Annotated in this window: 26 protein-coding genes; 7 read left to right on the top strand and 19 right to left on the bottom strand. The window is 67.1% G+C overall.

Going from position 1 to position 25,326, the window contains the following annotated elements; genetic code table 11:
* Positions 1-22 precede the first annotated feature (22 nt).
* The 7 genes from AC1D3B_RS03645 to AC1D3B_RS03615 are packed head-to-tail and all read right to left on the bottom strand — an operon-like array spanning position 23 to position 6,716.
* A complete protein-coding gene (locus AC1D3B_RS03645; protein ID WP_478189292.1) occupies positions 23-877 on the bottom strand; it encodes a DUF58 domain-containing protein in 855 nt (284 codons plus the stop codon).
* Positions 878-895: 18 nt separating this feature from the next.
* Positions 896-1,918 carry an AAA family ATPase gene (locus AC1D3B_RS03640; protein WP_478189291.1) on the bottom strand — a complete coding sequence of 341 codons (1,023 nt, stop codon included), beginning with the start codon at positions 1,916-1,918 and terminating at the stop codon, positions 896-898.
* A gap of 15 nt (positions 1,919-1,933) precedes the next feature.
* Complete coding sequence (locus AC1D3B_RS03635; protein ID WP_478189290.1) at positions 1,934-2,917, bottom strand: Bug family tripartite tricarboxylate transporter substrate binding protein; 984 nt, start codon at positions 2,915-2,917, stop codon at positions 1,934-1,936.
* Positions 2,914-3,795, bottom strand: coding sequence for an ABC transporter permease (locus tag AC1D3B_RS03630; protein ID WP_478189289.1), 882 nt, complete (start codon positions 3,793-3,795; stop codon positions 2,914-2,916). Before AC1D3B_RS03630 ends, AC1D3B_RS03635 begins: the two co-directional genes overlap by 4 nt.
* Complete coding sequence (locus AC1D3B_RS03625) at positions 3,777-4,964, bottom strand: type 1 periplasmic-binding domain-containing protein (protein WP_478189288.1); 1,188 nt, start codon at positions 4,962-4,964, stop codon at positions 3,777-3,779. The genes AC1D3B_RS03630 and AC1D3B_RS03625 overlap by 19 nt, the downstream gene beginning before the upstream one ends.
* Positions 4,961-5,959: a PQQ-dependent catabolism-associated beta-propeller protein gene (locus AC1D3B_RS03620; protein WP_478189287.1), complete on the bottom strand. Its 999-nt coding sequence runs from the start codon at positions 5,957-5,959 to the stop codon at positions 4,961-4,963. Before AC1D3B_RS03620 ends, AC1D3B_RS03625 begins: the two co-directional genes overlap by 4 nt.
* Positions 5,960-6,002: 43 nt before the next feature.
* A complete protein-coding gene (locus AC1D3B_RS03615; RefSeq protein WP_478189630.1) occupies positions 6,003-6,716 on the bottom strand; it encodes an ATP-binding cassette domain-containing protein in 714 nt (237 codons plus the stop codon).
* Positions 6,717-7,197: 481 nt separating this feature from the next.
* Here AC1D3B_RS03615 and AC1D3B_RS03610 point away from each other — a divergent pair, with 481 nt between their 5' ends.
* The 5 genes from AC1D3B_RS03610 to AC1D3B_RS03590 all read left to right on the top strand — a co-directional run bounded on the left by AC1D3B_RS03610 (position 7,198) and on the right by AC1D3B_RS03590 (position 11,455).
* On the top strand, positions 7,198-9,021 hold the full coding sequence (locus AC1D3B_RS03610) for a methanol/ethanol family PQQ-dependent dehydrogenase (RefSeq protein WP_478189286.1): 1,824 nt from the start codon (positions 7,198-7,200) through the stop codon (positions 9,019-9,021).
* Positions 9,022-9,117: 96 nt separating this feature from the next.
* Positions 9,118-9,516 (top strand): c-type cytochrome, encoded by a 399-nt coding sequence (locus AC1D3B_RS03605; RefSeq protein WP_478189285.1) that lies wholly within the window; start codon positions 9,118-9,120, stop codon positions 9,514-9,516.
* Entirely contained in the window at positions 9,513-10,382 is an 870-nt protein-coding gene (locus AC1D3B_RS03600) for a substrate-binding domain-containing protein (RefSeq protein ID WP_478189284.1), read from the top strand. The genes AC1D3B_RS03605 and AC1D3B_RS03600 overlap by 4 nt, the downstream gene beginning before the upstream one ends.
* Before the next feature lie 16 nt (positions 10,383-10,398).
* Positions 10,399-11,076: a hypothetical protein gene (locus tag AC1D3B_RS03595; protein WP_478189283.1), complete on the top strand. Its 678-nt coding sequence runs from the start codon at positions 10,399-10,401 to the stop codon at positions 11,074-11,076.
* A gap of 10 nt (positions 11,077-11,086) precedes the next feature.
* Positions 11,087-11,455 carry a hypothetical protein gene (locus AC1D3B_RS03590; protein WP_478189282.1) on the top strand — a complete coding sequence of 123 codons (369 nt, stop codon included), beginning with the start codon at positions 11,087-11,089 and terminating at the stop codon, positions 11,453-11,455.
* A gap of 81 nt (positions 11,456-11,536) precedes the next feature.
* On the opposite strand, the gene pqqE is transcribed toward AC1D3B_RS03590, so the two are convergent.
* From pqqE to pqqA, 5 genes are all read right to left on the bottom strand, one after another.
* The gene (pqqE, locus tag AC1D3B_RS03585; RefSeq protein WP_478189281.1) at positions 11,537-12,700 is read right to left on the bottom strand and encodes a pyrroloquinoline quinone biosynthesis protein PqqE; all 1,164 of its coding nucleotides are present in this window, start codon (positions 12,698-12,700) and stop codon (positions 11,537-11,539) included.
* Positions 12,691-12,966, bottom strand: coding sequence for a pyrroloquinoline quinone biosynthesis peptide chaperone PqqD (gene pqqD / locus AC1D3B_RS03580; protein ID WP_478189280.1), 276 nt, complete (start codon positions 12,964-12,966; stop codon positions 12,691-12,693). The genes pqqE and pqqD overlap by 10 nt, the downstream gene beginning before the upstream one ends.
* On the bottom strand, positions 12,963-13,676 hold the full coding sequence (gene pqqC, locus AC1D3B_RS03575) for a pyrroloquinoline-quinone synthase PqqC (protein ID WP_478189279.1): 714 nt from the start codon (positions 13,674-13,676) through the stop codon (positions 12,963-12,965). Before pqqC ends, pqqD begins: the two co-directional genes overlap by 4 nt.
* Complete coding sequence (gene pqqB, locus AC1D3B_RS03570) at positions 13,673-14,593, bottom strand: pyrroloquinoline quinone biosynthesis protein PqqB (RefSeq protein WP_478189278.1); 921 nt, start codon at positions 14,591-14,593, stop codon at positions 13,673-13,675. Before pqqB ends, pqqC begins: the two co-directional genes overlap by 4 nt.
* Positions 14,594-14,679: 86 nt before the next feature.
* Entirely contained in the window at positions 14,680-14,754 is a 75-nt protein-coding gene (pqqA, locus tag AC1D3B_RS03565; protein ID WP_478189629.1) for a pyrroloquinoline quinone precursor peptide PqqA, read from the bottom strand.
* Positions 14,755-14,960: 206 nt separating this feature from the next.
* On the opposite strand from pqqA, the gene AC1D3B_RS03560 reads away from it, so the two are divergent.
* Together AC1D3B_RS03560 and AC1D3B_RS03555 are read left to right on the top strand one after the other, a co-directional pair.
* Positions 14,961-16,322, top strand: a complete 1,362-nt coding sequence (locus AC1D3B_RS03560; RefSeq protein WP_478189277.1) for an ATP-binding protein — start codon at positions 14,961-14,963, stop codon at positions 16,320-16,322.
* Positions 16,319-16,948, top strand: a complete 630-nt coding sequence (locus AC1D3B_RS03555; RefSeq protein WP_478189276.1) for a response regulator — start codon at positions 16,319-16,321, stop codon at positions 16,946-16,948. Before AC1D3B_RS03560 ends, AC1D3B_RS03555 begins: the two co-directional genes overlap by 4 nt.
* Positions 16,949-17,079: 131 nt before the next feature.
* Here AC1D3B_RS03555 and AC1D3B_RS03550 read toward each other — a convergent pair whose 3' ends face one another.
* The 7 genes from AC1D3B_RS03550 to AC1D3B_RS03520 all read right to left on the bottom strand — a co-directional run bounded on the left by AC1D3B_RS03550 (position 17,080) and on the right by AC1D3B_RS03520 (position 25,324).
* Positions 17,080-17,769: an HAD family hydrolase gene (locus tag AC1D3B_RS03550; RefSeq protein ID WP_478189275.1), complete on the bottom strand. Its 690-nt coding sequence runs from the start codon at positions 17,767-17,769 to the stop codon at positions 17,080-17,082.
* A 1-nt stretch (position 17,770) separates the two neighbouring features.
* A complete protein-coding gene (gene pabB, locus AC1D3B_RS03545) occupies positions 17,771-19,669 on the bottom strand; it encodes an aminodeoxychorismate synthase component I (protein ID WP_478189274.1) in 1,899 nt (632 codons plus the stop codon).
* A gap of 16 nt (positions 19,670-19,685) precedes the next feature.
* Positions 19,686-20,504: a formylmethanofuran dehydrogenase subunit C gene (locus AC1D3B_RS03540; protein WP_478189273.1), complete on the bottom strand. Its 819-nt coding sequence runs from the start codon at positions 20,502-20,504 to the stop codon at positions 19,686-19,688.
* Positions 20,501-21,424: a formylmethanofuran--tetrahydromethanopterin N-formyltransferase gene (gene fhcD, locus AC1D3B_RS03535; protein WP_478189272.1), complete on the bottom strand. Its 924-nt coding sequence runs from the start codon at positions 21,422-21,424 to the stop codon at positions 20,501-20,503. Before fhcD ends, AC1D3B_RS03540 begins: the two co-directional genes overlap by 4 nt.
* Positions 21,421-23,112 carry a formylmethanofuran dehydrogenase subunit A gene (locus tag AC1D3B_RS03530; protein WP_478189271.1) on the bottom strand — a complete coding sequence of 564 codons (1,692 nt, stop codon included), beginning with the start codon at positions 23,110-23,112 and terminating at the stop codon, positions 21,421-21,423. The genes fhcD and AC1D3B_RS03530 overlap by 4 nt, the downstream gene beginning before the upstream one ends.
* Positions 23,109-24,410: a molybdopterin-binding domain-containing protein gene (locus tag AC1D3B_RS03525; RefSeq protein ID WP_478189270.1), complete on the bottom strand. Its 1,302-nt coding sequence runs from the start codon at positions 24,408-24,410 to the stop codon at positions 23,109-23,111. The genes AC1D3B_RS03530 and AC1D3B_RS03525 overlap by 4 nt, the downstream gene beginning before the upstream one ends.
* 212 nt (positions 24,411-24,622) lie before the next feature.
* The gene (locus tag AC1D3B_RS03520; protein ID WP_478189269.1) at positions 24,623-25,324 is read right to left on the bottom strand and encodes a HisA/HisF-related TIM barrel protein; all 702 of its coding nucleotides are present in this window, start codon (positions 25,322-25,324) and stop codon (positions 24,623-24,625) included.
* Positions 25,325-25,326: the final 2 nt, after the last annotated feature.

Genomic DNA, 25,326 nt, shown 5'->3' with positions numbered 1-25,326 from the left:
GCGTTGCTCAGGAGTGGGGCATTCATGAATGGAAGTGCCGCGTGACCGCGTCGGCGTCGAAGCCGCCTTCGATGAACAGCGGCTTGAGCCGGTGCGCCCGGAAGATCTGCAGCAGCGCATCGCGGCGCTGCAGCTGTGCTGCCAGCCATTTCTCGCGCAGGGCCGGACGCCACCACAGCAGCCGCGTGACACCGGATTCCGCATCGATCACCTGCGCCAGGCCGCGTCGCGAGGTCAAGCCGAACTCCCTCGGGTCCCACAGCACCACCGGCACAAGATCGTGATGCGCCATCGAGGCCATCACGGCTTCGACCTCAGGCAGAGGCAAGTGATAGTCCGAGACGAGAAACACCAGCGAGCGCTGCCGCCCCAGGTAGCGATGCGCCACCGACAAGCCCTGTGCCGAACGGCCCTGGAGCCGCAGCGTGCGAAGCGTCGTGGCCAGCGCGCCACCCATGCCGCGCGCGCGCGTCGGCGGCAACAGCACGTCCTCGCGCACCGCGCTGTCGCAACCGACGAAGCCGAAGCTGTCGCCGGTGCGCCAGGCCGACCAGGACAGGCTGTCGACGAAGTCGGCCAGCACGTCGACCTTGCGGTGCGCGCCGACGAAAGCCATGGACGCCGACAGGTCCGCCACCACCACGACGGAAATCGCCTTGCGCTGGCTGTAGACCCGCACGATCCAGTTGCCGAAGGGATCGCGCAGGCTCGCATGCAGGTCGAGACGACGCGGATCGGGCGCATCGAGCAACGCCGCATGGCCGCGAAACTCGAAGCCGCTGTCACCCCGCGCGCTTCGGTGATGACCGGGGAAATGGCCGAGTGTCGGCGCTCCGACCCGGTAGTGAAGTTCCTGCACTGTTGGCGGCTGGGTCATCACACTGCCCCATGTCATTCACGGCGAGGCGACGCTTGAGAGGATGCCGCTCATCAGCCGGCCCGATATTTCCTGACGTCGCATCTCATACACCGGCTGGTAGCACAGCCGGTGCGCGATGGTCTCGACGAACACCGCCTGCACGTCCTTCGGCGTGACGTACTCGCGTCCGTCGAGCCAGGCCGCCACGCGCGCGGCGCGCAGCAGAAGGCTCATGCCGCGCGGGCTGGCGCCGGCGAGCATCAGGTGCGCCGTGTCCAGGTCCGACAGCCGCACGCCGTAGTCGGCAGGCCCCGCCGTCGCGCGCCAAAGGTCCAATGCATACGCCTGCAATGCTTCGGAGGCCTGCACGCAACGCTGGATCAACTCCGATACCTGGTTCAGCTCCTGGTACGCGACCAACCCGCCAGCCAGACCGCCGACGAGCCGATCCGTGTCGTGGAAGCGCGGATCGCTCATCAGCTGGCGCCGTTCATCATCGGTCGCGGGCGCATCGACGGTCACTTCCAGCATGAAGCGATCGCGCGCCGCGGCCGATATCTCGAAAGTCTCCTCGCGCTCGACCCGGTTGCGGTCGGCGAACACCAGGAGATGCGGAAACCGGAACTCGCGATTGAAGGCCGCCACGCTGCGCTCGGCCATCACGCGCAGCAGCAGCGAATGCACCTGCGGTCGCGCCCGGTTGATCTCGTTGAAGAAGAAGATCGCGAGGCTTTCGCCGTGCGCGATCAACGGGCCGTGCTCGACCGCCGGCCGGCCCTCGGCGCTGATGTAGGTGTAGTAGATCAGGTCGTTGGGCATCAGGTCGATCGTCCCTTCGACGCGCGCGAAATTGCCGCCCAGCACCTGCGCGAATGCCCGCAGCAGCGTCGTCTTGCCGACACCGACATCGCCCTGCAGCAGGACGTGGCCGCGCGCGAAGACGGCCGTGTTGATGAGGCGGATGGTCCGCGCCTGGCCGATGACCGCCTTGGCGACCTCGGCTTCGAGCAGGAGCGCGCGCTGGCGCCAGTCGCTCATCACCCCATCGTCTCGGTCCATCCGGAACCTCCGTTGTCAGCCGCCCGTGCCGCGCGGGCTCTTCATTCGCTCGGCGGCCGCACGCTCCTTGGCGTATTCCTCGCGGCAGGATCTCGCGTAGTCCTCCGGCCCCAGGTAGGCGATCTCCTGGTCGTACCGCGCCAGGTCGTCGGCGAAGCGCGGGTCGAACAGGGCCTTCTTGAAGCCGTCGTGCAGCACGGCCAGCACGTCGGGCGGCAATCCGCGCGGGCCGGCCAGCCCATAGGGCGACATCGCCACGATGTCGAAGCCCAGTTCGCGCAAGGTCGGCACCTTCGGCCAGCGCGGCGAGCGCTGCGCCCCGAAGGTCGCGAGCAGACGCAGTCGGCCCGCATCGACTTCCGGCGCGAAGCCGGATGAATTGACACCGGCCATCACCTGGCCCGACTCCACGGCCAGGGTCAGCTCGGAGGTGCCCTTGTAGGGCACGTGGATGTAGCGCAGGCCGCGCTCGGTGAACAGCGCTTCGAGCACGAGGTGCGGCGTGGTGCCGATCCCATTGGTGGCGATGCTCAGCTCGCCCGGCCGCGCGCGTGCGAAGTCGAACAGCTGCTCGAGCGAACGCATCGGGCTGGCCGCACGGACCAGCACGCCGAAGGTCACGCCCGATATCTGGATGATGGGCGTGACGTCCCGGATCGGATCCCACAGCACCTTCTGCATGAAAGGCGCGCGAAAGACCGGCTGCGGCATCTGCGCGATGGTGTAGCCGTTGGGCTCGGCCTGCAGAAGGATGGGCATTGCCATCGTGCCGCCGGCACCGGGGCGATTCGCGACGACCACCGGCTGGCCGAGCGCCGGCGCGGCGAGTTCGGCCAGCAGGCGCAGCGACAGGTCGGTCGCGCCACCCGCCGCCCAGGGCACCCACATCGTGATCGGCCGGGTGGGAAAGGCGTCTGCCGCCAGCGCGTGCGAAACAGGCGTCGCCGAGAGCGCGAGTGCGGCGGCGTGCCCCAGCCAGCGCCGGCGGTCCGGGTTCACGGCGGTCCTCCCCCGCGCTTCGTGAGTCCGCCGAAGCCGCGCTGCGGGTCGTAGCCCCAGCAGGCGAGCACGAAGAACACCACCAGGCATCCCAGCACGATCCACGGTGCCTCGCCCGGGTCCTTGCCATAGAGCGCGAAGCGGATCCATTCGACGGCATGCGTGAACGGGTTGAAGCGCGCCAGTTGGTAGACCCACTCGGCGCCCGATTCCCTCAGCTTCCACAGCGGATAAAGCGCGGTCGACATGAAGTACATCGGAAAGATCACGAAGTTCATCGTGCCGGCAAAGTTCTCGAGTTGCTTGATGTGCACCGACAGCAGCAGGCCGAGCGCGCCCAGCATCAGCGCGCCGCAAACCAGTGCCAGCAAGGCATGCAGCCCCCCCAGCGTCAGGAGCGGCAGGTCCGTGCCGACCAGGATCGCGACAACGATGAAGGCCAGCGCCTGCAACACCGACAGCAGGCCCGTCGCGCAGAGCTTGCAGAACAGCAGCCACGCGCGTGGCAGGGGTGCGGTAAGCAGCAGGCGCATCAGGCCCATCTCGCGGTCATAGACCATCGCCAGTGACGACTGCATGCCGTTGAACAGCAGCACCATGCCCACCAGGCCCGGCGCGATGTAGACGTCGTAGGGGATGTAGGTGTCGTAGGGCTCGACGATCGCGACGCCGAACACGTTGCGGAAGCCCGCCGCGAATACCGCCAGCCACAGGAGCGGGCGGACCAGCGCAGAGACCAGCCGGCCGGTCTGCTGCGAGAACTTGAACAGCTCGCGCATGACGATCGCCTGCATGGCCTGCAGCGCATGCGCGACCCCGCGACGCGGCGCAAGCTCCGCCTCGCCCGTCTCGGCAGGAATCAGTGCGTCGTCTTGCATCGCTTCTCCGGGGCATCCGCGCCCAGTGTGTCCAGCACGTTGGTGGGGTGCAGCAGGCCATCGACCGGCGCCTGCGAGATCACGCCCTGCCCATCAGTGAGCAGCATGGTCTGGCGCAACTGCCCATCCCACGGACGGAAGCTCAGGTTCGTGCCCTTGGAACCATCGACCGGCGTCTTGGCGAGCGCCTGCGCCCAGGCGGTCGCGGGGCCCTTGGGTGCCGCGATGGCGGCCGCGACGAGCGCCTTGCCCGCCATCCACGCCGACCAGTCGCTGTCGGTCATGGGCCGGCCGACCGCCTTGGCAAAACGGCGCGACACCTGCGGCGCGCCGTAGCGCTCGAACTGCGCATGCCACGCAAGCGCCACCAGACCTGCATCGCCCACCACCGGCCGAGGCAGCACGATGCGGTAGGGCAGGCCGCGTGCGAATTCGCCGTCGCTGTCGACCACCCAGACGGCGTCGTAGGTGGTACCGGCGGTCAAGAGCAGCGGGTTGGCAAGGTCGCGCTCCCGCGGATCGCCGGAGAGCTTGAAAGGCTTGATCGCGACCACCTGCAAGCCGTAGCGCTTGATCGAAGCCTGCGCGACGGCGGACCGCAGCTGGTCTTGCTCGCTCGGCCCGACGAGCAGCAGCACCTTGCTCCATTTGCGCGACACGAGCGTTTGCGCGAGGGCGTCGGCGCGCATGCGTTCGCTCGGGAGGATGTGGAACAGCCGCGCCCGGCAGTCCTGTTCGCGCAGCCGGTCGGCGGCTTCGCCGACGTTGATGACCGGCACCTTCACCGCATCGACGATGGCCAGCGTCCAGTCCGCGGGAAGATCCGTCACGAGTACGGCGGCACCGGCCTTTTCGGCCGCCTGCGCGGCGGTGCGTGCAGCCTCCAGCGAGCCTGCAGTCTGTTTCGACAGCGTGACGCCCGCATCGACCGCCTGGAGCTCGAACTCGCCTTCGTCCAGCGCGACCTGCAGGCCGTCGCTCGCCGGCCCGTCCGGATGGCCGAGGAAGTGCCTTTCGACGCGCGAGCGGTCGAGCCGCGCGTCCGGATCCGGCGAGATCAGCGTCGCCTTCAACGGGGTGACGGCACCCGCTGCCTGCGCGAACGACGCCGGCGCCGCCAGCAGCAGCAGCAGCAGCGACAGGCCGACAGGGCAGGCGATCCACCTCATTCGACTACCACCAGGCCGTAAGGCACCCGGCCGACCGGGATGCTCTTGATCGGCTTGGCCGCCGCGACGTCGACCACCGTGACGTCGTCGCTCAAGCCGTTGACGACATACAGGCGGGCTTCGGACTTGTCGAGCGTGACGTTCCATGCGCGCTTGCCGACCAGCACGAGATTCGTGACCTTGCGCTGCGGCACATCGACGAACGCGACGTGGTTGGCCCGGCCCAGTGCCACGAAGGCGCGCTTGCCGTCGCGCGATATCTGGATGCCCACCGGCGTGATGTCCTCGCTGCGCGCGCCCTTGACCTCGAATTTCAGGTTGCCGACCACGTTGCGGGTGGCCGTGTCGATGATGCTGACGCTGGCGTCGAGTTCGTTGGTGACCCACAGTTCCTTGCCGTCGGGCGTGAAGGCCATGCGACGTGGCCGCTTGCCGACTTTCACGTTCTTGACGATGGCCGCGCTGGCGACGTCGATCACGTGCACGAGGCTCGCGACTTCGGAAGTCACGTACAGCGTCTTGCCGTCCGCACTGATCTTCACGCCCTCGGGTTCCTTGCCGACCTTGATCGACTTGAGCACCTTGCCGGTCGTCGCATCGACGAAGCTGACCGCGCCCTCGTCCTCGTTCGACACATAGATGGTCTTGCCGTCCGGGGACAGGTCGAAGGCCTCCGGCTCGTCGCCCAGCGGAATGCGGCGCAGCGACTTGCCCGTTGCAGGGTCGATCACGTCGGCCGCGTTGGACTCGCTGCAGGCCAGCATGATCATCCGATCCGGCGTGAGCTGGATGTGCCGCCCGCGATTGCAAGTCGGTATGGTGCCCTTGACGCTGAGCGTCGCGAGGTCGATCAGCGTGACCACCTTGTCCTTTTCGCTCGTGACATAGGCGGTGCCTTGCGCCAGCGCGGCCGTGCCGAGACACACGCCCGACAGGACCGCGACCGAACGGGCCGCCCGCTTCAGGACCTGGCCGACTTCATTCATTTCACTCATGCCTGCATGTCTCCTTGTCTGCTTATCTGATCGGGCATTGCGTTCAACTCGTGCGCGCAATGAAGCCCGCTTCCAGCGTCGACTGTCCCAGCACCTGTGTCACCTCGGCCGGGGTTCCGTCGGCCAGCAGTTCTCCCTTGTGCAGCACCACGACGCGGTCGGCGCCTTCGGCCTCCTCCACCCGATGCGTGGCCCACAGCACGCAGACGCCACGCTCCTGCACGTTCGCATGGAGCGCGCGCATCAGGTCCTGGCGCGACTTCGGGTCGAGGCCCACCGTGGCCTCGTCCATCAGCAGCACGGAGGGTCGATGCAGCAACGCACGCACAAGTTCCACCTTGCGTCGATTGCCGCCGGAGAGTTCGCGCACCTTGCGATCGAGATCCTTGTCGATGCCGAGCTGGGCACAGCCGGCGTCGATGCGGGACGCCGCCAGCCGCCGCGGCAGGCCGTGCAGGTCGGCCTGGAACAGCAGGTTGCGGCGCACGCTGAGATCGAGGTCGAGCGACATCTGCTGGAACACGACGCCGATGTGGCGCAGCGCCGCCGTCGCGGAGCGGCCGAGCGAGTGACCGGCGACTTCGACCTCGCCTTCGTCGGCGGCGAACAGCCCCGTGAGCACCTGGAACAGTGTCGACTTGCCTGCGCCATTGGGCCCCAGCAAGGCCACGAACTGCCCTGACGACAAGCTGAGTGAAAGGCCCTTCAACGCCGTCCGCGCGCCGTAGCGCTTGGTCAGGCCGGTGGTTCGAAGCATGGTCGTCGATAGGAGCGTCTGTGGCATGAATACCTTCGAGCATGCAATACGCACGCCCATTGGCGCAAGCACAATTGCCCGACCTGTGAATGCGCGGCCCGATGACGCGCGGTCTGCCGGTGAAACACTCTGTGTCGAAAGTGGTTGACACAATTTCGGCGCAGCACCGCCCGTCGGAATACTTCAGTTCTCGTTGCTCCGAAAGCGGAATCGGGACACCGTTGCAATCACCCTTTGGCAACCTCGGAACTCACTCCTTCAATGGGCGCGATCTCTAGGGTTTCCCCCTAACGCAATGGCCCATCCGGAGCACTCTGAATTGAGTCGGCGGCACCCCGCCGAACCCGCGAATCTGGGGGTGTTCGAGCGGGCGCGCATCTTGCATTTAGTGTCGTCGCCGGCTTCGTTGCGTCGCTCGGCGGTCGCCCTGTCGGAGGTTCCGTTCGGGCGGACTCTGGTGAATCAGAACAAGGAGACTTCGATGCGAATTTCCGGGCATTTCCACGAACGCCTTTGGCGTTGTTTGGCTGTGGCGCTACTCGCAATGCCAGCATTGGCATTCGCGAATGCCGATGTCGAGAAAAACATCGGCAACTCGAAGAATTGGGCGATGCAGGCTGGGGACATGTACAACCAGCGCTACAGCAAGCTCAAGCAGATCAACACCGGCAACGTCGGCAAGATGCAGGTCGCGTGGACCTTCTCCACCGGCGTGCTGCGCGGGCATGAAGGCTCGCCGCTGGTGATCGACAACATCATGTTCCTGCACTCGCCCTTCCCCAACAAGGTCTTCGCGATCGATCTCGATACGCAGAAGATCGTGTGGAAGTACGAGCCCAAGCAGGACCCGGCCGTGATCCCGCAGATGTGCTGCGACACGGTGAACCGCGGCCTCGCATTTGCCGAGGGCAAGATCTTCCTGCAGCAGGCCGACAGCAATCTCGTCGCGCTCGATGCCAAGACCGGCAAGGTCGTCTGGACCGTGAAGAACGGGGATCCGAAGCTCGGCGCCGTCAACACGAACGCGCCCCACGTCTTCAAGGACAAGGTCATCACCGGCATCAGCGGCGGCGAGTGGGGCGTGCGGGGCTTCCTGGCGGCGTACGACATCAACTCGGGCAAGCAGGTCTGGAAGGCCTACAGCACCGGGCCGGATGCCGAGATGCTCATGGACCCGGACAAGACCATGACCTGGACCGACGGGAAGATGGCGCCGGTCGGCAAGGACTCTTCGCTGAAGACCTGGCAAGGCGACCAGTGGAAGCTCGGCGGCGGCACGACCTGGGGCTGGTACAGCTACGACAAGGCCCTGAACACCGTGTTCTACGGCACCGGCAATCCGTCGACCTGGAACCCCTCGCAACGCCCCGGCGACAACAAGTGGTCCATGACCATCTTCGCGCGTGACGTCGACACCGGCATGGCCAAGTGGGCCTACCAGATGACCCCATTCGACGAATGGGACTTCGACGGCGTCAACGAGATGATCCTGGCCGACATCGACGTCAAGGGCAAGCCGACGAAGGCGCTCGTGCACTTCGACCGCAACGGCTTCGGCTACACGCTCGACCGCACGACCGGCGCGCTGCTGGTTGCCGAGAAGTACGACCCGGCCGTGAACTGGGCCACGAAGGTCGACATGAAGACCGGTCGTCCGCAAGTGGTGTCCAAGTACTCCACGGCGCAGAACGGGCCCGACGTCAACAGCAAGGGCATCTGCCCGGCAGCGCTCGGCTCCAAGGACCAGCAGCCTGCGGCCTACGACCCGGAAACCAAGCTCTTCTACGTGCCGACCAACCACGTCTGCATGGACTACGAGCCGTTCAAGGTCGAGTACACCGCCGGGCAGCCGTACGTCGGCGCCACGCTCTCGATGTACCCGGCCCCAAACAGCCATGGCGGCATGGGCAACTTCATCACCTGGAACGCAGGCACCGGCAAGATCGTGCAGACCCATCCCGAGAAGTTCTCGGTCTGGAGCGGCCCGCTCAACACGGCTGGCGGCATCTCCTGCTACGGCACGCTCGAGGGCTACATGAAGTGCGTGGACAAGAAGAACATCAACAAGGAACTCTTCAAGTTCAAGACGCCCTCCGGCATCATCGGCAACGTGTTCACCTACGAGCACAAGGGCAAGCAGTACATCGGCGTGTTCTCGGGCATCGGTGGCTGGGCCGGCATCGGCATGGCCGCGGGCCTCGAGAAGGACCAGGATGGCCTGGGCGCCGTGGGCGGCTACAGGGAACTCAACCAGTACACCGAACTCGGCGGTTCCCTGACGGTGTTCGCGCTGCCCGGCAACTGACAGCGTGAGCGTGAGGCCCTCGCCGGGCCGGGTCCGGAGATGGCAGCCCCAAAGGCCGCCATCTCCTCATTCCGACGAAAAGAAGGATCTCGCAATATGAGTTCAAGGAAGGCCTTGCTTATCGCAGGCGCTCTGCTGTTCATGGTGGCGGGCGCGGCTCATTCGGACGACCCACCGCTGTACAAGGTGGTCGATGGCTACAAGGTGGACAGCGAGACGATGAAGGGCTTCCGTGCCTGGCGCGCCGCAGCCTGCGACCGCTGCCACGGCGCGAACCAGGAAGGACTGGTCGGGCCGTCGCTCGTGGTCAGCCTGAAGACGCTGTCGAAGCCGGATTTCATCAAGACCGTGACCAATGGCCGGTTGGACAAGGGCATGCAGAGCTTCGGCAACAGCCCGATCGTGATGGACAACATCAACCAGCTCTACGCCTATCTCAAAGGCAGATCCGACGGCGCGATCACGCGCGCAAAGGTCGAAGAGATTCCCAAATGAACCAAGCAGGCGCCCGTCGATGCATGCGCGCGGCCATCGGCATCGCGCTGGCTGTGTTGACGGCCGGCGCGATGGCACAGGATGCGCCCGCCAAGCGGACCGAACTGCGCGTCTGCCAGGATCCGAACAACCTCCCCTTCTCGAACGTCAAGGGCGAAGGCATCGAGAACAAGATCGCGGAATTGTTCGGCAAGTCGATGGGCATTCCGGTGATCTACTACTCCTTCCCGCAACGGCTGGCTTTCATCCGCAACACGTTGAAGTTCAAGCTGCCGGGCCAGGAATACCCTTGCGACATCGTGATCAGCGTGCCTGCGGGCTATGACCAGGTGTCGGCCACCAAGCCCTACTACCGCTCGACCTATGCGCTGGTCTTTCCGAAGGGAAAGGGCATGGACCAGGTGACGTCCGGCGAGGACTTCCTGAAGCTCGATCCGGCGAAGCTGTCGAAGCTGCGCATCGGCATCTACAACGTCTCGCCCGCGTCGGCTTGGCTCAACAAGCACCATCTCGTCGATCAGGGCGTGCCCTACCCGGTCATGAACGCCGACCCGGACCAGTATCCCGGCGAAATCATCGAGAAGGACCTCGCCGCCGGCAAGATCGACGTCGCCATCGTCTGGGGCCCCATCGCCGGCTACTTCGCGCAGCGCGTCAAGACGCCGGCGCTGGCGGTGGTGCCGCTCAAATCGGAACCCGGCGTCCAGTTCGACTACGAGATCGCCATGGGCGTGCGCTACGGGGAGCGTGAATGGAAGCAGCAGGTCGAGGCCCTGATCGAATCCAATCGACCGCAGATCCAGGCCATCCTGAAGGAGTACGGCGTACCGGTCGTCGACGCGTCGTACGCAGCGCCGAAACAATAGCGCGCCGCTTTTCCCGATGAACGCAATCCCCGTCCTGAGACTGGCGCTCGCGTTGACCCTGGGGGCACCCCTGCTGACCGTCGCGGCGACGGACTATTCGGTCGCTGAGCAGGCGATCTTCATGGACGACCATCTCGGCAAGCTGCAGCCGCCGCTGACCCTGCACTATGTCTTTCACAGGACCGGCACGCTGGAAGAAGCCTTCGACGACAAGGTGAACCTGGTGCTGACGGCGCAGCCGGACGGCACCTGCTGCGCCGCTCGCGCGGAATTCTTCAGCGGCACGCGCGAGATTCGCCAGCCCGAAGTCGAGAGCGCCAAGGGCAACCCGGCCATCCTCTACTTCCTCGAACGCGACATTCGCGAAATGCAGCGCCTGACCAAGGGGCAATCCACCTATTTTCGCAAGCGCATCCGCATGGCGGTGTACCAGGGCGCCACGGTGCGCGACATTACCCTGCCCTATCGCGGCCAGCCGGTCGCGGTGCGCGAGATCAGCGTCTCGCCCTACGTCGACGACCCGAATCGCGCGCGCTTCGAGAAGCTGGCCAACAAGACCTACGTCTTCCTCATGTCCGCTGCCGTGCCGGGTGGCCTCTACGGCATACGCACCCGGATCGACGGCGAAGCCGATGGTGCGGCCCCATTGATGGTCGAGGAGATGCTGCTCGAAGGCGCCGGGCGCCAACCTTGACGGAACTCCCATGCAACGTTCGATCACGACTCCCGCCCTGCTCGGCTTGTGCGTCCTGCTGATGGCCGCGACCCCGGCCCATGTGAACGACTTCCCGACCCAGGACCGGGTGCTCTACGTGCAGGAATGCATCCGTGCGCACCCCGGCCCGACCTTCGAGATGACGAGCAAGTGCTCGTGCGCGCTCGACGCGCTCGCCGCCAACGTGAAGTACAAGGACTACGTGACGATGAGCACGATCACCAAGGCCCTGTCCATCGGCGGCGAGCGTGGCGGCGCCATCCGCGACGTGCCGTCGTACGAGCCCGAGATCAAGCGCTTGCGCGATCTCCAGGCCAAGGCCGAGAAAGCATGCTTCATCAACCCTGCACCCAAGTAGTCGCGTAGAGGCTTCTCCTTGCGGATCGCGGGGCCGGCCAGCGCGGCGAAAGCCGTCCTCACCTCATCCGCCCCGTTCGTCTCACTCAACCGGGGTGGATGCTGCAAGGCCGAGCCGGCGCGAGTTGGCCGGATCGCGAAACACCAGAGGATGCTCCACGGTCTTCGCCGGGTTGACGCCGCCAGCGCGCTCGACGGCTTCCTGCACCAGATGGTGGTGCGGGCTCTTCACGCACGCCGGGTCGGCGACGGCCGGGTCGTTCGCCAGCATGTAGGCCTGGCAGCGGCAACCGCCCAGGTCCTGCTCGCGGAATTCGCAGCTCGAACACGGCTCTTTCATCCAGCCGGTGCCGCGGTAGCGGTTGAACCCTTCGGAGTCAAACCAGATCTCGCGCAGGCTGTGCTCGCGCACGTTCGGAAAGCTCAGGCCCGGCAGCATCTTGGCGGTGTGGCAGGGCAATGCCGTGCCGTCGGGCGTGACATTGAGGAAGGTGCTCCCCCAGCCATTGACGCAGCGCTTGGGCGTGCCCTCGTGGTAGTCGGGCGCGACGAAGAAGATGCGCATGCGATCGCCCATCCTGGCCCGCCAGGCGTCGGTCGTGCGCTCGGCCTGCTTCAGCTGCTCATGCGTCGGCAGCAAGTGGTCGCGGTTCAGGAAGGCCCACGAGTAGTACTGCGTGTTCGCGAGTTCCAGGTACTCCGCCCCGAGTTCGGCCGCCATGCCGATGATGCGGTCGATGTGGTCGATGTTCATGCGGTGGATCACCACGTTCATCACCATCGGCCAGCCCTGGTCCTTGATGATCTTCGCGACCCGGCTCTTCAGGTCGAAGGTCTTGGTGTGCGAGAGAAAGTCGTTCATCTCCTTCGTGGAATCCTGGAAGGAGAGCTGCACGTGATCGAGCCCCGCGGCCTTCAGCGCCGAGGCCCGCGCCGCGGTGAGGCCGACGCCGGAGGTCAGCAGGTTGGTGTAGTAGCCCAGTCGATGCGCTTCGGCCGCGATCGTCTCGAGGTCGTCGCGCACCAGCGGTTCGCCACCCGACAGGCCGAGTTGCACGGCGCCCAGCTCGCGCCCCTGCCGCAACACGCGCACCCATTCGTCCGTGCCGAGTTCCTCCTCCTGCTGCGCGAAATCGACCGGGTTGTAGCAGAACACGCAATGCAGCGGGCAGCGATACGTCAGCTCCGCCAACAGCCAAAGGGGAGGCCCGGGGGTGGTCGTGGGTGCCTGTTGCATCAGTCCCATGCCAGCCAGCGTTGCTTGCCGGCCATTTCGACGAATGCCAGCACGTCGTCGCCCAGCCCATCTGTCGAGAAGGCCTGCTCCAGCTCGCTGACGATGGCGGCCACGCTGCGCGCGCCGTCGCAGCGCTTCATGATCTCGCCGCCGCTCTGGTTGAGCTTCACCATGCCTTCAGGATAGAGCAGGACGTGGCTGTTCTGCGCCGGCTCCCACTGCAGCCGGAAGCCCGTGCCGACGCGCGGCCGGGTGTCGATGCCCGGCGGTGTCATGACGTCACCCCGTATTTCAGCGCCATCGCATCGTTCATCGCCCACAGGATGTCGAGCTTGAGTTGCAGCACTTCCAGCGCCCGTTCCTGCAGGGGCCGGGTCGTGAAATGCGCGAGCGTGATCGCCAAACCCTGCTCGACGTCGCGCCGCGCCCGACTCACCCGGTCGCGGAAGTACGCCATGCCCTCGGGGTCGATCCAGGGGTAGTGCTCCGGCCAGTTCGCCAGCCGTTGCTTGTGGATCTCGGGCGCAAAGAGTTCGGTCAGCGACGAGCAGACGGCCTCCTGCCACGGCGCGCGGCGCGCAAAGTTGACGTAGGCATCGACTGCGAAACGCATCGCCGGCGCCACGTGCCGCAGGTCGAGCACTTCCTCGCGCGTCAGGCCCACCGCCACGGCGAGTCGCAGCCAGGCTTCGATGCCGCCTTCGTCGCGCACGCCGTTCAACTCGAAGCCGTCATGGTCGAGGATGCGTTGCACCCACCCCCGCCGGACTTCGCGGTCAGGGCAGTTGGACAGCACCGCCCCGTCCTTGATGGGTATCGCGATCTGGTAGTAGAACCGGTTGGCCACCCAGCCTCGCACCTGCTCCGGCGTGGCGCGGCCACTGTTGAGCATGAGGTTGAAGGGGTGATGGATGTGGTACGCACGGCCGCGCTCGCGAAGCTTTGCCTCGAATTCGTCGCGCGACCAGGCCTGGGTTGGAGTCATACGTCGATCTGCATGGCGTCCTCGCAGACCTCGATGCCGGCGCGCGTCAGCGTCGCGCGCTCATCGGAGTCCTCGTCGAGGATCGGGTTGGTGTTGTTGACATGGATGAGCATGCGCCGCGTCCGCTGCGGCAGCCTGGCCATCCACTCCAGCATGCCGCCCGGACCCGACTGCGGCAGGTGGCCGATGTCGCGGGCCGTCTTGGTGCCGAGGCCGAGGCGCGGCATCTCGTCGTCGGTCCAGAAGGTGCCGTCGACCAGCACGCAATCGGCACCGGCCATGGCATCGAACACCGCGGGCGTGATGTGCCCCAGCCCGGGCGCGTAGAAAGCCTGCCTGCCGCTGCGGCCATCGGAGATCAGCATGCCGATGTTGTCCCCTTCGACCGGGCTGTCGCGGTGCGGGGAGTAAGGCGCGGCCTTGCTCGAGAGCGGCAAGGCCCGGAAGCTCAGGTCCGCAACGCCCGTCACTGCGAACGGACTGCCGTCCAGCGCAATGCGATGCCGCTCGACGCCGCAGTAATGGCCCAGGACGCGCAGCACGGGATTACCCTGCCTCAGGTCCTCCTCGACCGGATCGGTGCACCACAGCGGCAGCGCATTGTTGCGTTCGCGAAGCATGAAGAGACCCGTCGCGTGATCGATCTGCCCGTCCATCAGCACGACGCCGGCAATGGCGGTATCGCGCAGCGAGCGCGCCGGCTGCATCGTCGGCTTGCTGCGGATCTGTTCGAGGATGTCGGGGGATGCGTTGAAGAGAACGCCGTCCACGCCGTCATCGGGCTGGACGAAGATCGAGGATTGCGTGCGCGCCTTGGCCTTCACGGTGCCCGCACGCACGCCGGCGCAATTGCGGCAATTGCAGTTCCACTGCGGAAAGCCTCCGCCGGCAGCCGAACCCAGGACGGTGATGCGCATCGGCGGGTGGACGACGCCAAGCCGGGAGCGGTCAGGCCGACACCCCGAAAGCAAGCCTCCGGAGCGTCGGACCGACCACCACCCGGTCAGCGGGCAGCCACGTACATCGTGATTTCGAAGCCGAGGCGAATGTCCGTCGCGGTCGGGGTTTCCCATCTCATAGAGGTCTCCTTTGAAATGACACGGACACCATGTGATGCCGCGGGGATCTTTCGATCCCGTGATGCATGGTCTCCCTTCGCGCCCGGCCGGGACAGGGGCCGGATCATGATTCGGGGCTCATGATTTTCATGAATCGATGCCATCGCCGAGCCCGGTGAGCCGCTACCATGGGCCGCGTGTCCGTGCCAACCCGGCCCCCCTGCTCATGAGCCTACGGCTGAAGATCAACCTGATCGTCCTTGCGCTGACCGTTCTCTTCGCAGTGACCGTGCTCGCGCTGGAGTTGCGCAGCATGCGCGAATCCGTGAACGAGGAAGTCGTGGCGGCCAACCGCGTTGCCGCGCTGCTGCTGCAGGGCACCGCCATGCGCTACGCGGCGCAGGGCACGCCGGCGATGCTGGCCTTTCTCCAGAGCATCGGACGGGTTCGCTCCAACGATCTCACGCTGCTCGATGCGCAAGGCAACGAGCTTTACCGCTCGCCGCCACCCACCTACAAGGCCGGCCGCGACGCGCCCGACTGGTTCGGCGCACTGATCGCGCCGCCGCCGTCCGTGCAGGCCATCGAGTTCCCCGATGGCAAGCTGGTGGTGCGTGCGAACGCCACGCGCGCCGAAGTCGATGCCTGGGACTACGTGGTCACGCTCGCGGCCGGTGCGCTCGGGTTCCTGGTCGTGGTCAATGCCATGGTGTTCTGGCTGGTCGGGCGGGCGGTACGGCCTTTCGGCCAGATCGTCCAGGCGCTCAACCAGTTGCAGGCCGGTCGGTTCGATGCAGCGTTGCCGCCGCTGGCGGGCACCGAAGCCGCGGCCATCGGCGCGGCTTTCAACCGCATGGTCCGCGAGCTGCAAGGACACATCGAAACCGAGCGCCGTGCGGTGCGGGCCGAACTGCAGCTTTCCGACAGCCGCGATCTCACGCAATGGATCGACAAGCACATCGAAGCCGAGCGCCGCATGATCGCGCGCGAGCTGCACGACGAACTCGGCCAGTCGGTGACCGCGATGCGCAGCATGGCGCTGTCGATCGCCACGCGCGTGCATGCGCTCGACCCACAGGCCGAACAGGCGGCGCGCCTGATCGCCGACGAGTCCTCGCGCCTGTACGACGCGATGCACGGCATCATTCCGCGCCTGACGCCGCTGGTGCTGGACAACTTCGGCCTGGCCGAGGCCCTGAACGATCTGGTCGAGCGCACGCAGCGCATCCACGCCGACGTGCAGATCGCGCTGGAAGTCGAGCTGGCCGAGGCGGTGCCATGTGCCGACGTGTCGCTCGCCTTGTACCGGGCGGCGCAGGAAGGCATCACCAATGCGTTGCGCCACGGCAAGGCCCGCCAACTGCGGCTCACCCTGCAACACCGCGACCCTGACGTGACGCTGGAACTTGTCGACGACGGCAGCGGCATGCCGGCCGAGGACCTGCAGCGCCGCGGCCACTACGGACTGCGCTGGCTTGCCGAGCGTGTGGAAGGACTCGGGGGCACCTTGCAGATCGAGAGTGCCGTGCCGCACGGCGTCCGGCTGCGGGTGCGTCTGCCCCTGTCGGCCCGCAAGGAGGCCGAATGATTCGCGTCCTGCTGGTCGACGACCACGCATTGGTGCGGGTGGGCTTCCGCATGCTGCTGGCCGACGCGCAGGTCGAGGTGGTGGCGGAGGCGGAAAGCGGCGAGCAGGCCTGCATCGACTATCCGCGCGTCAGTCCGGACGTGGTGGTCATGGACCTGTCGATGCCCGGCATGGGTGGGCTGGAAGCGGTCCGGCGCCTGCTGGCGCAAGACCCCAAGGCACGCATCCTCGCCCTGTCGGCCCACGAGGACACCGCCCATCCGCGGCGGGTGCTGCGCGCCGGGGCGCTCGGCTACCTAACCAAGCGCAGCGCTCCCGATGCGTTGATCGCCGCAGTCACCGCGGTGGCGCGCGGTGAGCGCTACGTCGATGCCCGCACCGCACAGGCCCTGGCATTGACGCAGCTCGAAGGCGACACCAGCCCGGCCGACACCCTGAGCGAGCGCGAGTTCTCGGTCTTCATCCAGTTGGCCCGCGGCCAGAGCGTGGCGCAGATCGCCGAGACCCTGAACCTGTCGCCGAGCACTGTGGGTACGCACCTGTACCACGTCAAGCAGAAGCTGGGCGCGAGCAACCAGTCGGAGCTGACGCTGGTAGCACTCCGCTGGGGCCTGATCCAAGCCTAGAACGGGCTCACCCCCAGGCTCGCGCACTTCGTGTCGCTCTCCACCCCCTTCCGGGGGCAAGCCCGGCGGCCCGGCGGAGCCGGTTCCGCGGGCTTTCTGGGATCTGGGGCGGTGCTGGGCTGGGTGAGCTGTCAGGGCAAGTCCATGATGGGCCAGTCGGATTGCTGGGCCTGGGCGCGCAGTCGTTCGTCCGGGCAGACCGCGACGGGGTGCGACACGGCGCTGAGCAATGGCAGGTCGCCGATGGCGTCCGAGTAGAACCACGACTGCGCGAATTCGGCCAGGCTGCGCTGCGATCCTGGTGGCCGCGCGGCCAGCCAGTCGTTGACGCGTGTCACCTTGTGCTGGCGATAGCAGGGCTCTCCATCGATCTCGCCGGTGAACGGGGCACCCTCCACGCCGCCCACTGTCGCGGGACGCGTGGCCACCAGTTGCTCGATGCCGAACAGGCGCGCGATGGGGCCCGAGATCAGTTCCGTGGTCGCGGTGACGATGGCGCAGAGATCACCGTTGTCCTGGTGTCGCTTCACCAGCGCCAGGGTCGATGCGGGCATGCGTGGTGCCATCTCGGTTTCGAATTCCCGTTGCCATTGCGCCAGCGTCGTGCGGGGGACCTGCAGCAGCGGTTGCATGTTTGCGCGGTGCATCGCATGGATGTCGAGCGTGCCGGCGATGTATTCGTGGCAGTAGGCCAGGTAGCGCGCTTCGGCCTCGGTCGGCAGGATGCCCCGGTGGATGAGGAATTGCGTCCAGGCCATGCCGCTGTCGAAGGGGATCAGCGTGAGATCCAGATCGAAAAGCGCCAGCTTGCCGGAGGCCATGTCACGCGCTGGCCGAAGCGGCCACGGCTCGCAGCATCCGCCCCGGCAACGCGCCGCGCAGGGCATTGCAGACAACGATGCCATCGGCGCGTTGAAGATCATCCCACCTCAGCGTGCGCTCGACGGCGCCCCACGCGGGGTCTTCCAGCAGCAAGCCCCGCATCACGCCGGGCAATGCGCCATCGGACAGCGGCGGCGTGGCCCATCGGCCATCGATCTTCAGGAACACGGACGTGCGGCCGCCTTCGACAAGCCGGCCATCGCTTGTGAAGAACAGGCTGTCGAAGGCGCCGGCACGCTCGGCCGCGCGCACGCCTTCGTCGTAGACCTGCCGCAGCGTGGTCTTGTGGGCGGCCAGCGGGTTGAAGTCGGGCAGGCGCTCATCGGCCACGACCAGCATGACGGTTGCGCGGTCGAGGGGCGCAAGGGGTGCGTGCTGGAGTTGCAGGTTTCCGTCGTGGGACAGGGCCAGCCGCACGCGCCAGCGCCCGCCGGGTGCCAGGGTCCCGGCAAGCCGCGACACGGCGTCCAGTGCTTCGGCCCGGTCGAACCGGAAGCCCAGGGTGCGGGCGCTGTGCGCCATGCGCGCCAGGTGGCGATCGAGGTGGTGAATCGCGGGTCGGGCGCCCTCATCGGACGTCACGAGCATCGTCTCGAACAATGCGAAGCCGGGGTCCAGACCGGTCAGGAAGCGTGCCTTCAGATGGCTCTCGTCGAACTCGTCGTCGGCCCGGCTGTCGGCCACGATGCCGGCACCGATACCCAGGCGGGCGGGCCGCAGACCGCGTGCTTCGTGCCCCAGGGTGAGCGTCCGGATCGCCACCGACAGGCAGAAGTCGCCGACGCGCGCATCGCCCTGCGGCGCATCCATCCAGCCGATGGCGCCGCAATACAGCCCCCGGGGCGTGGTCTCCAACCCGGCGATCAACTGCATCGTGTGGTGTTTGGGCGCACCGGTGATCGAGCCGCACGGGAACGCGGCACGCAGCACGTCCGGAAAGCCGACTTCCGGCTTCAGTCGGGCCTGCACGGTGGACGTCATCTGGAACAACGTGCTGTAGGGCTCGATCGCGAACAGCTTCGACACAGTCACGCTTCCGATTTGCGCGAGACGGCCCAGGTCGTTGCGCAACAGGTCGACGATCATCACGTTCTCCGCCCGGTTCTTGGCGTCGATCGACAGCATGCGCGCAGTCTCGCTGTCGCCTTCCGCGGCTTGCGCGCGCGAGGCCGTGCCCTTCATGGGCCGGGCGGTGAGCAGTCCCTTCTCGTGGCGCAGGAAGAGTTCGGGCGAACAGGACAACACATGCGTGACCGCATCGACGGATCCGCAGCGCGCGGGCAAGGCGATCAGCGCGCCATAGGACACCGGCTGCCGCTCGCGCAGCCGGCGGTACAGTGCCACCGGCGATCCAAAGGCCTGCCCTTGCAGGCGGAAGGTGTAGTTGACCTGGTAGGTCTCGCCTGCCGCGATGGCCTCGTGGATTCGCGCGATGGCCTGCTTGAAAGCCGGCTCGTCCACGGACGGGCTCAGGTCCATCACGCCGGCCGGGGACACGGGCGCCGGCTCGAGGCCCGCGAGCCAGTCGTTCACCTCGGCGGCCGAGTGTCGCGACAGGTCACGGAACATCAGCACGCGCAGCGCTGACGCATCGTCATCGCCGAGTCGCTCGTGCCCCGCCTTCAGGAGTTTGGCACCCCATTCGTAGTCGATGAGCAGCACCGCATGCAGCCCCGCGCGCAAGTCGGCATCCACGGGCGCCCACATCGCGGCGAGTCCCGCCGGATCGGTGCAGTGGTGCTCGCGCACGAAGCCGCGATAGAGCCGGCTCGTCGGTTGCCCCGGAGGGGCTTGCCGATCATCGAGCAGCGCGAAGCAGTTGGTGGTCGAGGTTTTCACGGTGCGATTCTTACCGCTATCGGACAACAATGATCTCGCCCCTGCCGTCCACTGCCAAGTCCCCCAGGTGCCTTTCGATGCGTCTTGCGGCCAGCCCTGCGAAGGGCCCGCCTTGTCGTGCGAGATCGCGCGCCAGCAGTTGCCAGAAGACGTCCGCCGCAGCGAGCGCGGGAACGAAGGTCGCAGGAATGTCCGGAGCCGCCGGCGGGTCGGCAAACACCACGCTGCCGCGACGCATGCCCCAACCCACATGCGCGCCCGCGCGACCACCGATGGCAATGGTGCCTGCCACCAGGCGCGAGGCCAGGAAGTCACCGGCGTTGCCGTGGACGATGGCACTGCCGCGACGCATGCGATCACCGAATCGGTCGCCGGCATGGCCCTTGACGACGAAGGTGCCGCCGCGCATGCCGTCCATGCTCCCCGGCAGTGTGCTGGCCGCGAAGTCGTCCACGTCGCCTTGGACCATGAAGGTGCCGCCCGCCATTTCGCATGCGGCCAGCAGGCCGGCGCGGCCGTCGACGACGAGTTCGCCCGCGCTCATGCAGCCGCCCGCATAGTGGCCGACGCTGCCATGGACGTGGATCCGACCGCCCGCCAACTGCCAGCCCACATGATCGAAACGCGACAGGTCGCCATCGAGGACGAGCGAATCGTCGCGATCGTGCGGCGCGACCCGAAAGAACTCGGCGAGGGGGAGCCTTGCATTTCCATAGCCCAGATGCAGGCCCTCGACCTCGGCCGCCGACAGGCCCGCCAGCGCCATGGGCGTCACGCCGCGCAGGTCGACGCGCAGCGCGGGCGAAGCCTTGAGCGTCAATCGCCAGCCACTCACGGCGCCTCCTCCCCCAGCAGCTTGTGCAGGTGGAAGTGGAACGGTCCGAGCTTGCCGCCGTAGTTGCCGGCCGAAATCCGGAGCAGTCCCCTTGCCGCACCGAATGCGATGCCCGCCTGCATGCCCGCGCGCATCGCTGCCCCGACATCGGCTTCGGTCAGGCCATCGATCACGATCTCCATCACGCAACGCGTCTGCGGGGTCAACTCGCTGTGGGCTACCAGCCCGTAGAGGCTGGGACAGAACGCGTCGTTGGTCGACGCGTTCAGCGCCGCGTACTTGCTGCCCACCTTCGAGCCGGAGCGCACCACGCCACCGGGGAAGGGCATGATCACATTGGGGAGCGCCTTCATGGCATGCACCGCAGCCTCGGCCACGGCCAGCGCGCTCTCGGTGTCGGTGCACAGCAGCAGCAGGTTGCCGCCGCCCACGCCCTTCACCACTGCAGTGCTTTCCTGCGCGACGAACTCCCCATCCATCACCGGCACGCGCCAGTAGCGGATGCCGTCGATCACTTTCGAAACCTGCCAGCCATCGCCGAAGAAGCGAAGGTTCTGCCCCAGCGCGATCGCTTCCCCTTCGGCGATGCCCGCGTAGACCGCGGTCGTCGGGCAGGTCAGCACGCACTGGCCGACCCGCCGCTCGACCTGCCTGGCCAGTTCCTTCCCCGACATTGAAAAGATCAGCACGCTGAGCCCGGGGCGTCCGTCAGGCGTTTCGTCGGGGCCCATCTCGCGCTCGATGCCGGCCTCGCACCCGCAGGCAATCACCGACGTGGCCAGACCGGTCGCCGACACCGCCGCATGGCGCGCCCAGGTCGCGTTGTGCGCGGTGATGACGATGCGCGTGGCCTTCATCGGGAAGGCTTCGGCGAAGCCGTCGTCGATCTGCACGCCGTTGCGGACCAGGGCATCGCTCATGAAGCGCCCTTGAAGCACGCCGCCGGGAGCAGGCGCCCGCCATTGCAGCAACGGCACAGTTCGTCATGGCCGATCGCGATGTGGTCGAAGTTCACCGAGCCGTGCGTCGCGAGGTGCTTGCGCAAGGTCTTCTCGATGCCGCGGTCGTAGTCGGGTTCGACGAAGTGGGTGCCGCCGACGGGCACCGCCGTGATGCGCCCTCCCCTGGCCACCAGCGCCCCGTCCTTGAAGACGCACTCGGGCGTGGAGAACATGGCTTCACGGTCGACCTGCTCGCGGTACACCGCGATGTCCGCCGCTGCACCCACGCCCAGGTGGCCACGGTCGCGCAGGCCCAGCAGTCGCGCCGGCGCGGCCCGGGTCATGATGGCGACCTCGCGCAGCGTCAGCTCGCGCGTGATCGAACGCAACGCGCAATTCGCCGCCACGTCCGGGTGGAGCTTCGCCAGTTGTTCCTCGCGGAAGCTGCGGTCCATCAGCAGGCGGATCAGGTGCGGATAGCTGGTGAACGGTCCGCCGTTGGGATGGTCCGTGGTCAGCACCACGCGCCACGGGTCGGTGACGAGCAGGAAGATCTCCAGGCCGATGACCCACTGCAAGGCATTCACATAGCTCTGCTCGCGGTACTTGAACGGAACGACACCACAGCCGGCCTCGCACTCGATGTCGCTGCCGACCCACTTGCGCGGGCTGGCGAGTCCGGATTGGGCATGCTGGCGCATCGAGTCCGCAGAGGCCGTGACGGTCTGGCCGAACATGATCTGCCCCACGTCGATGCTGACGTTCGGATGGGCATTGACGGCCTCGGCGAGTTGCAGCGCAGCGGACGAGAACTTCTTCGGGCCTTCGGTGCCATAGGCGTGGAACTGCACATGCGTCAGGTGCGCGGGCAAGCCTTCCAGCGCCTCGATGGTCTGAAGCGTCGATTCGATGTTGCCTGCCACGCCCAGGTTGCTGCCATGGATGTGCAGCGGGTGCGGCACGCCGAGTTCGCGCAGCGCGCGCGCCAGCGTGTGCACCACCTGGCGCGGCGTGACCTGCCAGTGGACATGGCGCTCGTCGACGTCGAGCTTGCGCTGGTTGAACTTGAAGGCCGAGATGCCCGCGGGGTTGACCACCTTGACACCCATCGCCTTGGTGGCGTGCATCGTCCAGCCCATGTAGTCGCGGATGGTCTCGAAGTTGTGTCCGGCCTCGCCGCCCTTGGCAAGCAGTTCGAGGAACAACTCGTCGTTGCCGAGCATCACGTAGGCGCCATGGTCGAGGATCGGCGTGTCGCCCATTTCCAGGTGCGCCTGGCGCGCGTTGCTCGCGATCATGGCCGGCTCGAAGGCCGCGGTATAGCCCATCTCGACGTAGCGGTAGCCCGTCGCCAGCGTGCCGGGCGCACAGCCGCCGCAGGACGCCAGTTCGAGCGGATTGCCGGGGAGCGCGATCGGATTGCCGTTGGCGCGATGGTCCTCGGGCATCAGCAACCGCGCGAGGTTGATCTTGCCGCCGCCGATGTGCGTGTGCATGTCGATGCCGCCCGCCATCACGACGCAGCCGCTTGCGTCGATCTCGGCATCGACCGGATCGCGTGCGTCCATCGATGCGATGCGGCCGTCCCGCACGCACAGGTCGCCCACCGGCTCGTTGGGCTGGGTCGGATCGATGACGCGACCGCCGCGCAGGCGCAGGCTGCTCATGGGACGGCCTCCGCGCGCAACGCCGACACGCCTTGCGTGATGCTGCCAAGCACGTCGGCCAGCAGCGGCAAGGTGTCGCGATAGACCGGCACCAGCGGCAGCACCACGCCGCCGTCGGTCCGGAACAGATGGCCGGCCGATCCGATGCCTGGCGTCGATACCGGAATGAAGACGCTTCCGATGCGCCCCGCCGACGAAGCAAGGTCAGGATGCCCCAGCACGACGAGCGGCACCTGCGTCGCGGGCGGCGCGCAGTTGGGGTCGAAGGTGGAGATCCACAGCAGGCAATCCACGGCGGCGTCGGCCAGCAGCCGGCTGGCGTCGAAACACAGGGGTTCGTGCGCCAGACCGGCCGGGCCGGCACGCGAGCGCAGCGGCAAGCCCGAGAGCCACGTGAACACCTGGTTGACCGTGCCTGCGCCGTTGCCGCCGCCGAGCCACATCGCGGCTGCGCGCGTGGTGGCGTTCAGCGTCGCGACGATCTGATGGATGCGCTCGATGATCAACGCGCCCTGCGCCGGCAAACGGCTCGTCGTGCCGACGATCACGGCATAGCGTGCGGCGCACAAGCGCTGGGCCAATCCGGCAAGCATCGAAGGTCTGTCGCGCACAGCGCGTCCGGCCAGCAATGCCGAAAGCAACGCGACCGTCGAGAACAGGTCGCCGTGCAAGGGAACCACCTCGGTCGTGACGCCTGTGTGCCTGCCCAGCGCCGCCAGGCTCGCGGCGTCGGTCGCCCCATCCCCCAGCAGCACGACATGCCGCTGCGGCACCAGGCCTTCTTCCCCCAATCCACAACGCGCAAAGAACTCCGCGGCGTCGCCGCCGGGCAGTTCGCCGATGCAAACGATGAGGTCGGCCCGGGTGCGCACCTCGGCCAGCGTGGTGCTGAAGCCGCCGCGATCCTGCAGCGAGCGCAAGGCCTGCATCAGCGCATCACCGTTGGCCGGATCGCAGATCGCGCCCGTCTCGCAGGCCAGACGGTAGACCGCGCGCGCGCCCGCCACGTCGGTACCCAGACCGCCGAACAGCGGTTGCCGGCTCGCGGCCAACATGCGGGAAGCGGCAGCGATTGCATCGGCCAGGTCGACGATCTGACCGTCGACCAGCGGCGTCGCGGCAGAAGGCGTGCCGGTAAATCGCGCGAGGCCCAGGCGCGCGCTGGCGCACTCGCCTTCGGCCAGTTCCAGCGTCCCGGCTGCGCTGACCCGGACACTCAGGTTGTCGCAAAGCAACAGGCAAAAAGGACAGGTCCAGCGCACTGTCCCACCTTCCGTCGCCGGCAAAGATTCGTTCATCGCGCTGCTTCACGCAAACGATGTGCCACTACGTGCCCCGCCGGTGCTCGCACCTGCTCGAACAGGCAGCCTGCAGAAGTGAAACACTCTGTGGCGCGCCCTGTTGCAGTTCTGGCCCGACAGCGCGGTCGCTGACCCGCGCTGCAACGCTATCGCGTTGGCACGAAACGTGATGCGCCAATGCCCATGATGCGAACCAACTCCGGCCTGGATCAGCCGCGCACGCGAGGCAGGCCGCCATCATGCAGCGCACTCGCCACCAGCCAGGCTCCGGCCCCGGCGTCGCTGGCGGCCCGCAGGTCATCCGGATTGCGGATGCCGCCGGCGCCGACGACGAAGGTCGTGGGCGATTTGCGACGCACGTCGGCCAGCGTCTCCAGGTCGGGGCCCGCACCTGCGCCCACGCGTTCGAGTGTCATCACGATCACGCGGCGCGGCCACAGGTCGGGTGCATCCCAGCATCCTGCGATGTCGAGGTGCTTGCCGTCGCGGCGGTCCAGCGACAGCACGCCCTGCCCGTCGCCCTCGAAGCAGCGCTCCAGCGCTTCGCGCGAGGCCAGAGATTCGCTGCCGAAGACCGGAACGACCTGGTCGCCGGCGGCGCCGAGTTCCAGCCTGAGCGCATCGGCCGCGCGCGCGTCGACGAAGCCGCCATCGACCCACAGTTCGAGCCCGGGCATGGCTTGCAGCAGCGTGCGCAACACCGCAGACTGGCCCTGCCGCCCCAGGAGGGCGTCGAGGTCGGCCACGTACAACTGGCGCGCGGCGCAGTGCTCGCACAGGACCTTCGCCACCGTGACCGGATCGCTGCTGTTGCACAGCGGCGATTCGATGGGGCGGTAGGCGTGACGGTCGCCGCGCACGGCACGCACCACCTGGCCTTGCATGAGATCGATGACGGGAATGAGGTTCATGT

It is taken from the genome of Variovorax sp. P5_A3, assembly GCF_056400665.1.
Note: the sequence above shows the minus strand (reverse complement) of the source record. Positions and strands in the feature narration are given on the sequence as shown.

Bases quoted from the DNA above. Each gene is read 5' to 3' on its own strand.
- AC1D3B_RS03645 (WP_478189292.1), bottom strand. From the start codon at position 877: ATGACCCAGCCGCCAACAGTGCAGGAACTTCACTACCGGGTCGGAGCG.
- AC1D3B_RS03640 (WP_478189291.1), bottom strand. From the start codon at position 1,918: ATGGACCGAGACGATGGGGTGATGAGCGACTGGCGCCAGCGCGCGCTC.
- AC1D3B_RS03630 (WP_478189289.1), bottom strand. From the start codon at position 3,795: ATGCAAGACGACGCACTGATTCCTGCCGAGACGGGCGAGGCGGAGCTT.
- AC1D3B_RS03625 (WP_478189288.1), bottom strand. From the start codon at position 4,964: ATGAGGTGGATCGCCTGCCCTGTCGGCCTGTCGCTGCTGCTGCTGCTG.
- AC1D3B_RS03620 (WP_478189287.1), bottom strand. From the start codon at position 5,959: ATGAGTGAAATGAATGAAGTCGGCCAGGTCCTGAAGCGGGCGGCCCGT.
- AC1D3B_RS03615 (WP_478189630.1), bottom strand. From the start codon at position 6,716: ATGCTTCGAACCACCGGCCTGACCAAGCGCTACGGCGCGCGGACGGCG.
- AC1D3B_RS03610 (WP_478189286.1), top strand. From the start codon at position 7,198: ATGCGAATTTCCGGGCATTTCCACGAACGCCTTTGGCGTTGTTTGGCT.
- AC1D3B_RS03605 (WP_478189285.1), top strand. From the start codon at position 9,118: ATGAGTTCAAGGAAGGCCTTGCTTATCGCAGGCGCTCTGCTGTTCATG.
- AC1D3B_RS03600 (WP_478189284.1), top strand. From the start codon at position 9,513: ATGAACCAAGCAGGCGCCCGTCGATGCATGCGCGCGGCCATCGGCATC.
- AC1D3B_RS03595 (WP_478189283.1), top strand. From the start codon at position 10,399: ATGAACGCAATCCCCGTCCTGAGACTGGCGCTCGCGTTGACCCTGGGG.
- AC1D3B_RS03590 (WP_478189282.1), top strand. From the start codon at position 11,087: ATGCAACGTTCGATCACGACTCCCGCCCTGCTCGGCTTGTGCGTCCTG.
- pqqE (WP_478189281.1), bottom strand. From the start codon at position 12,700: ATGGGACTGATGCAACAGGCACCCACGACCACCCCCGGGCCTCCCCTT.
- pqqD (WP_478189280.1), bottom strand. From the start codon at position 12,966: ATGACACCGCCGGGCATCGACACCCGGCCGCGCGTCGGCACGGGCTTC.
- pqqC (WP_478189279.1), bottom strand. From the start codon at position 13,676: ATGACTCCAACCCAGGCCTGGTCGCGCGACGAATTCGAGGCAAAGCTT.
- pqqB (WP_478189278.1), bottom strand. From the start codon at position 14,593: ATGCGCATCACCGTCCTGGGTTCGGCTGCCGGCGGAGGCTTTCCGCAG.
- AC1D3B_RS03560 (WP_478189277.1), top strand. From the start codon at position 14,961: ATGAGCCTACGGCTGAAGATCAACCTGATCGTCCTTGCGCTGACCGTT.
- AC1D3B_RS03555 (WP_478189276.1), top strand. From the start codon at position 16,319: ATGATTCGCGTCCTGCTGGTCGACGACCACGCATTGGTGCGGGTGGGC.
- AC1D3B_RS03550 (WP_478189275.1), bottom strand. From the start codon at position 17,769: ATGGCCTCCGGCAAGCTGGCGCTTTTCGATCTGGATCTCACGCTGATC.
- fhcD (WP_478189272.1), bottom strand. From the start codon at position 21,424: ATGAGCGATGCCCTGGTCCGCAACGGCGTGCAGATCGACGACGGCTTC.
- AC1D3B_RS03530 (WP_478189271.1), bottom strand. From the start codon at position 23,112: ATGAGCAGCCTGCGCCTGCGCGGCGGTCGCGTCATCGATCCGACCCAG.
- AC1D3B_RS03525 (WP_478189270.1), bottom strand. From the start codon at position 24,410: ATGAACGAATCTTTGCCGGCGACGGAAGGTGGGACAGTGCGCTGGACC.
- AC1D3B_RS03520 (WP_478189269.1), bottom strand. From the start codon at position 25,324: ATGAACCTCATTCCCGTCATCGATCTCATGCAAGGCCAGGTGGTGCGT.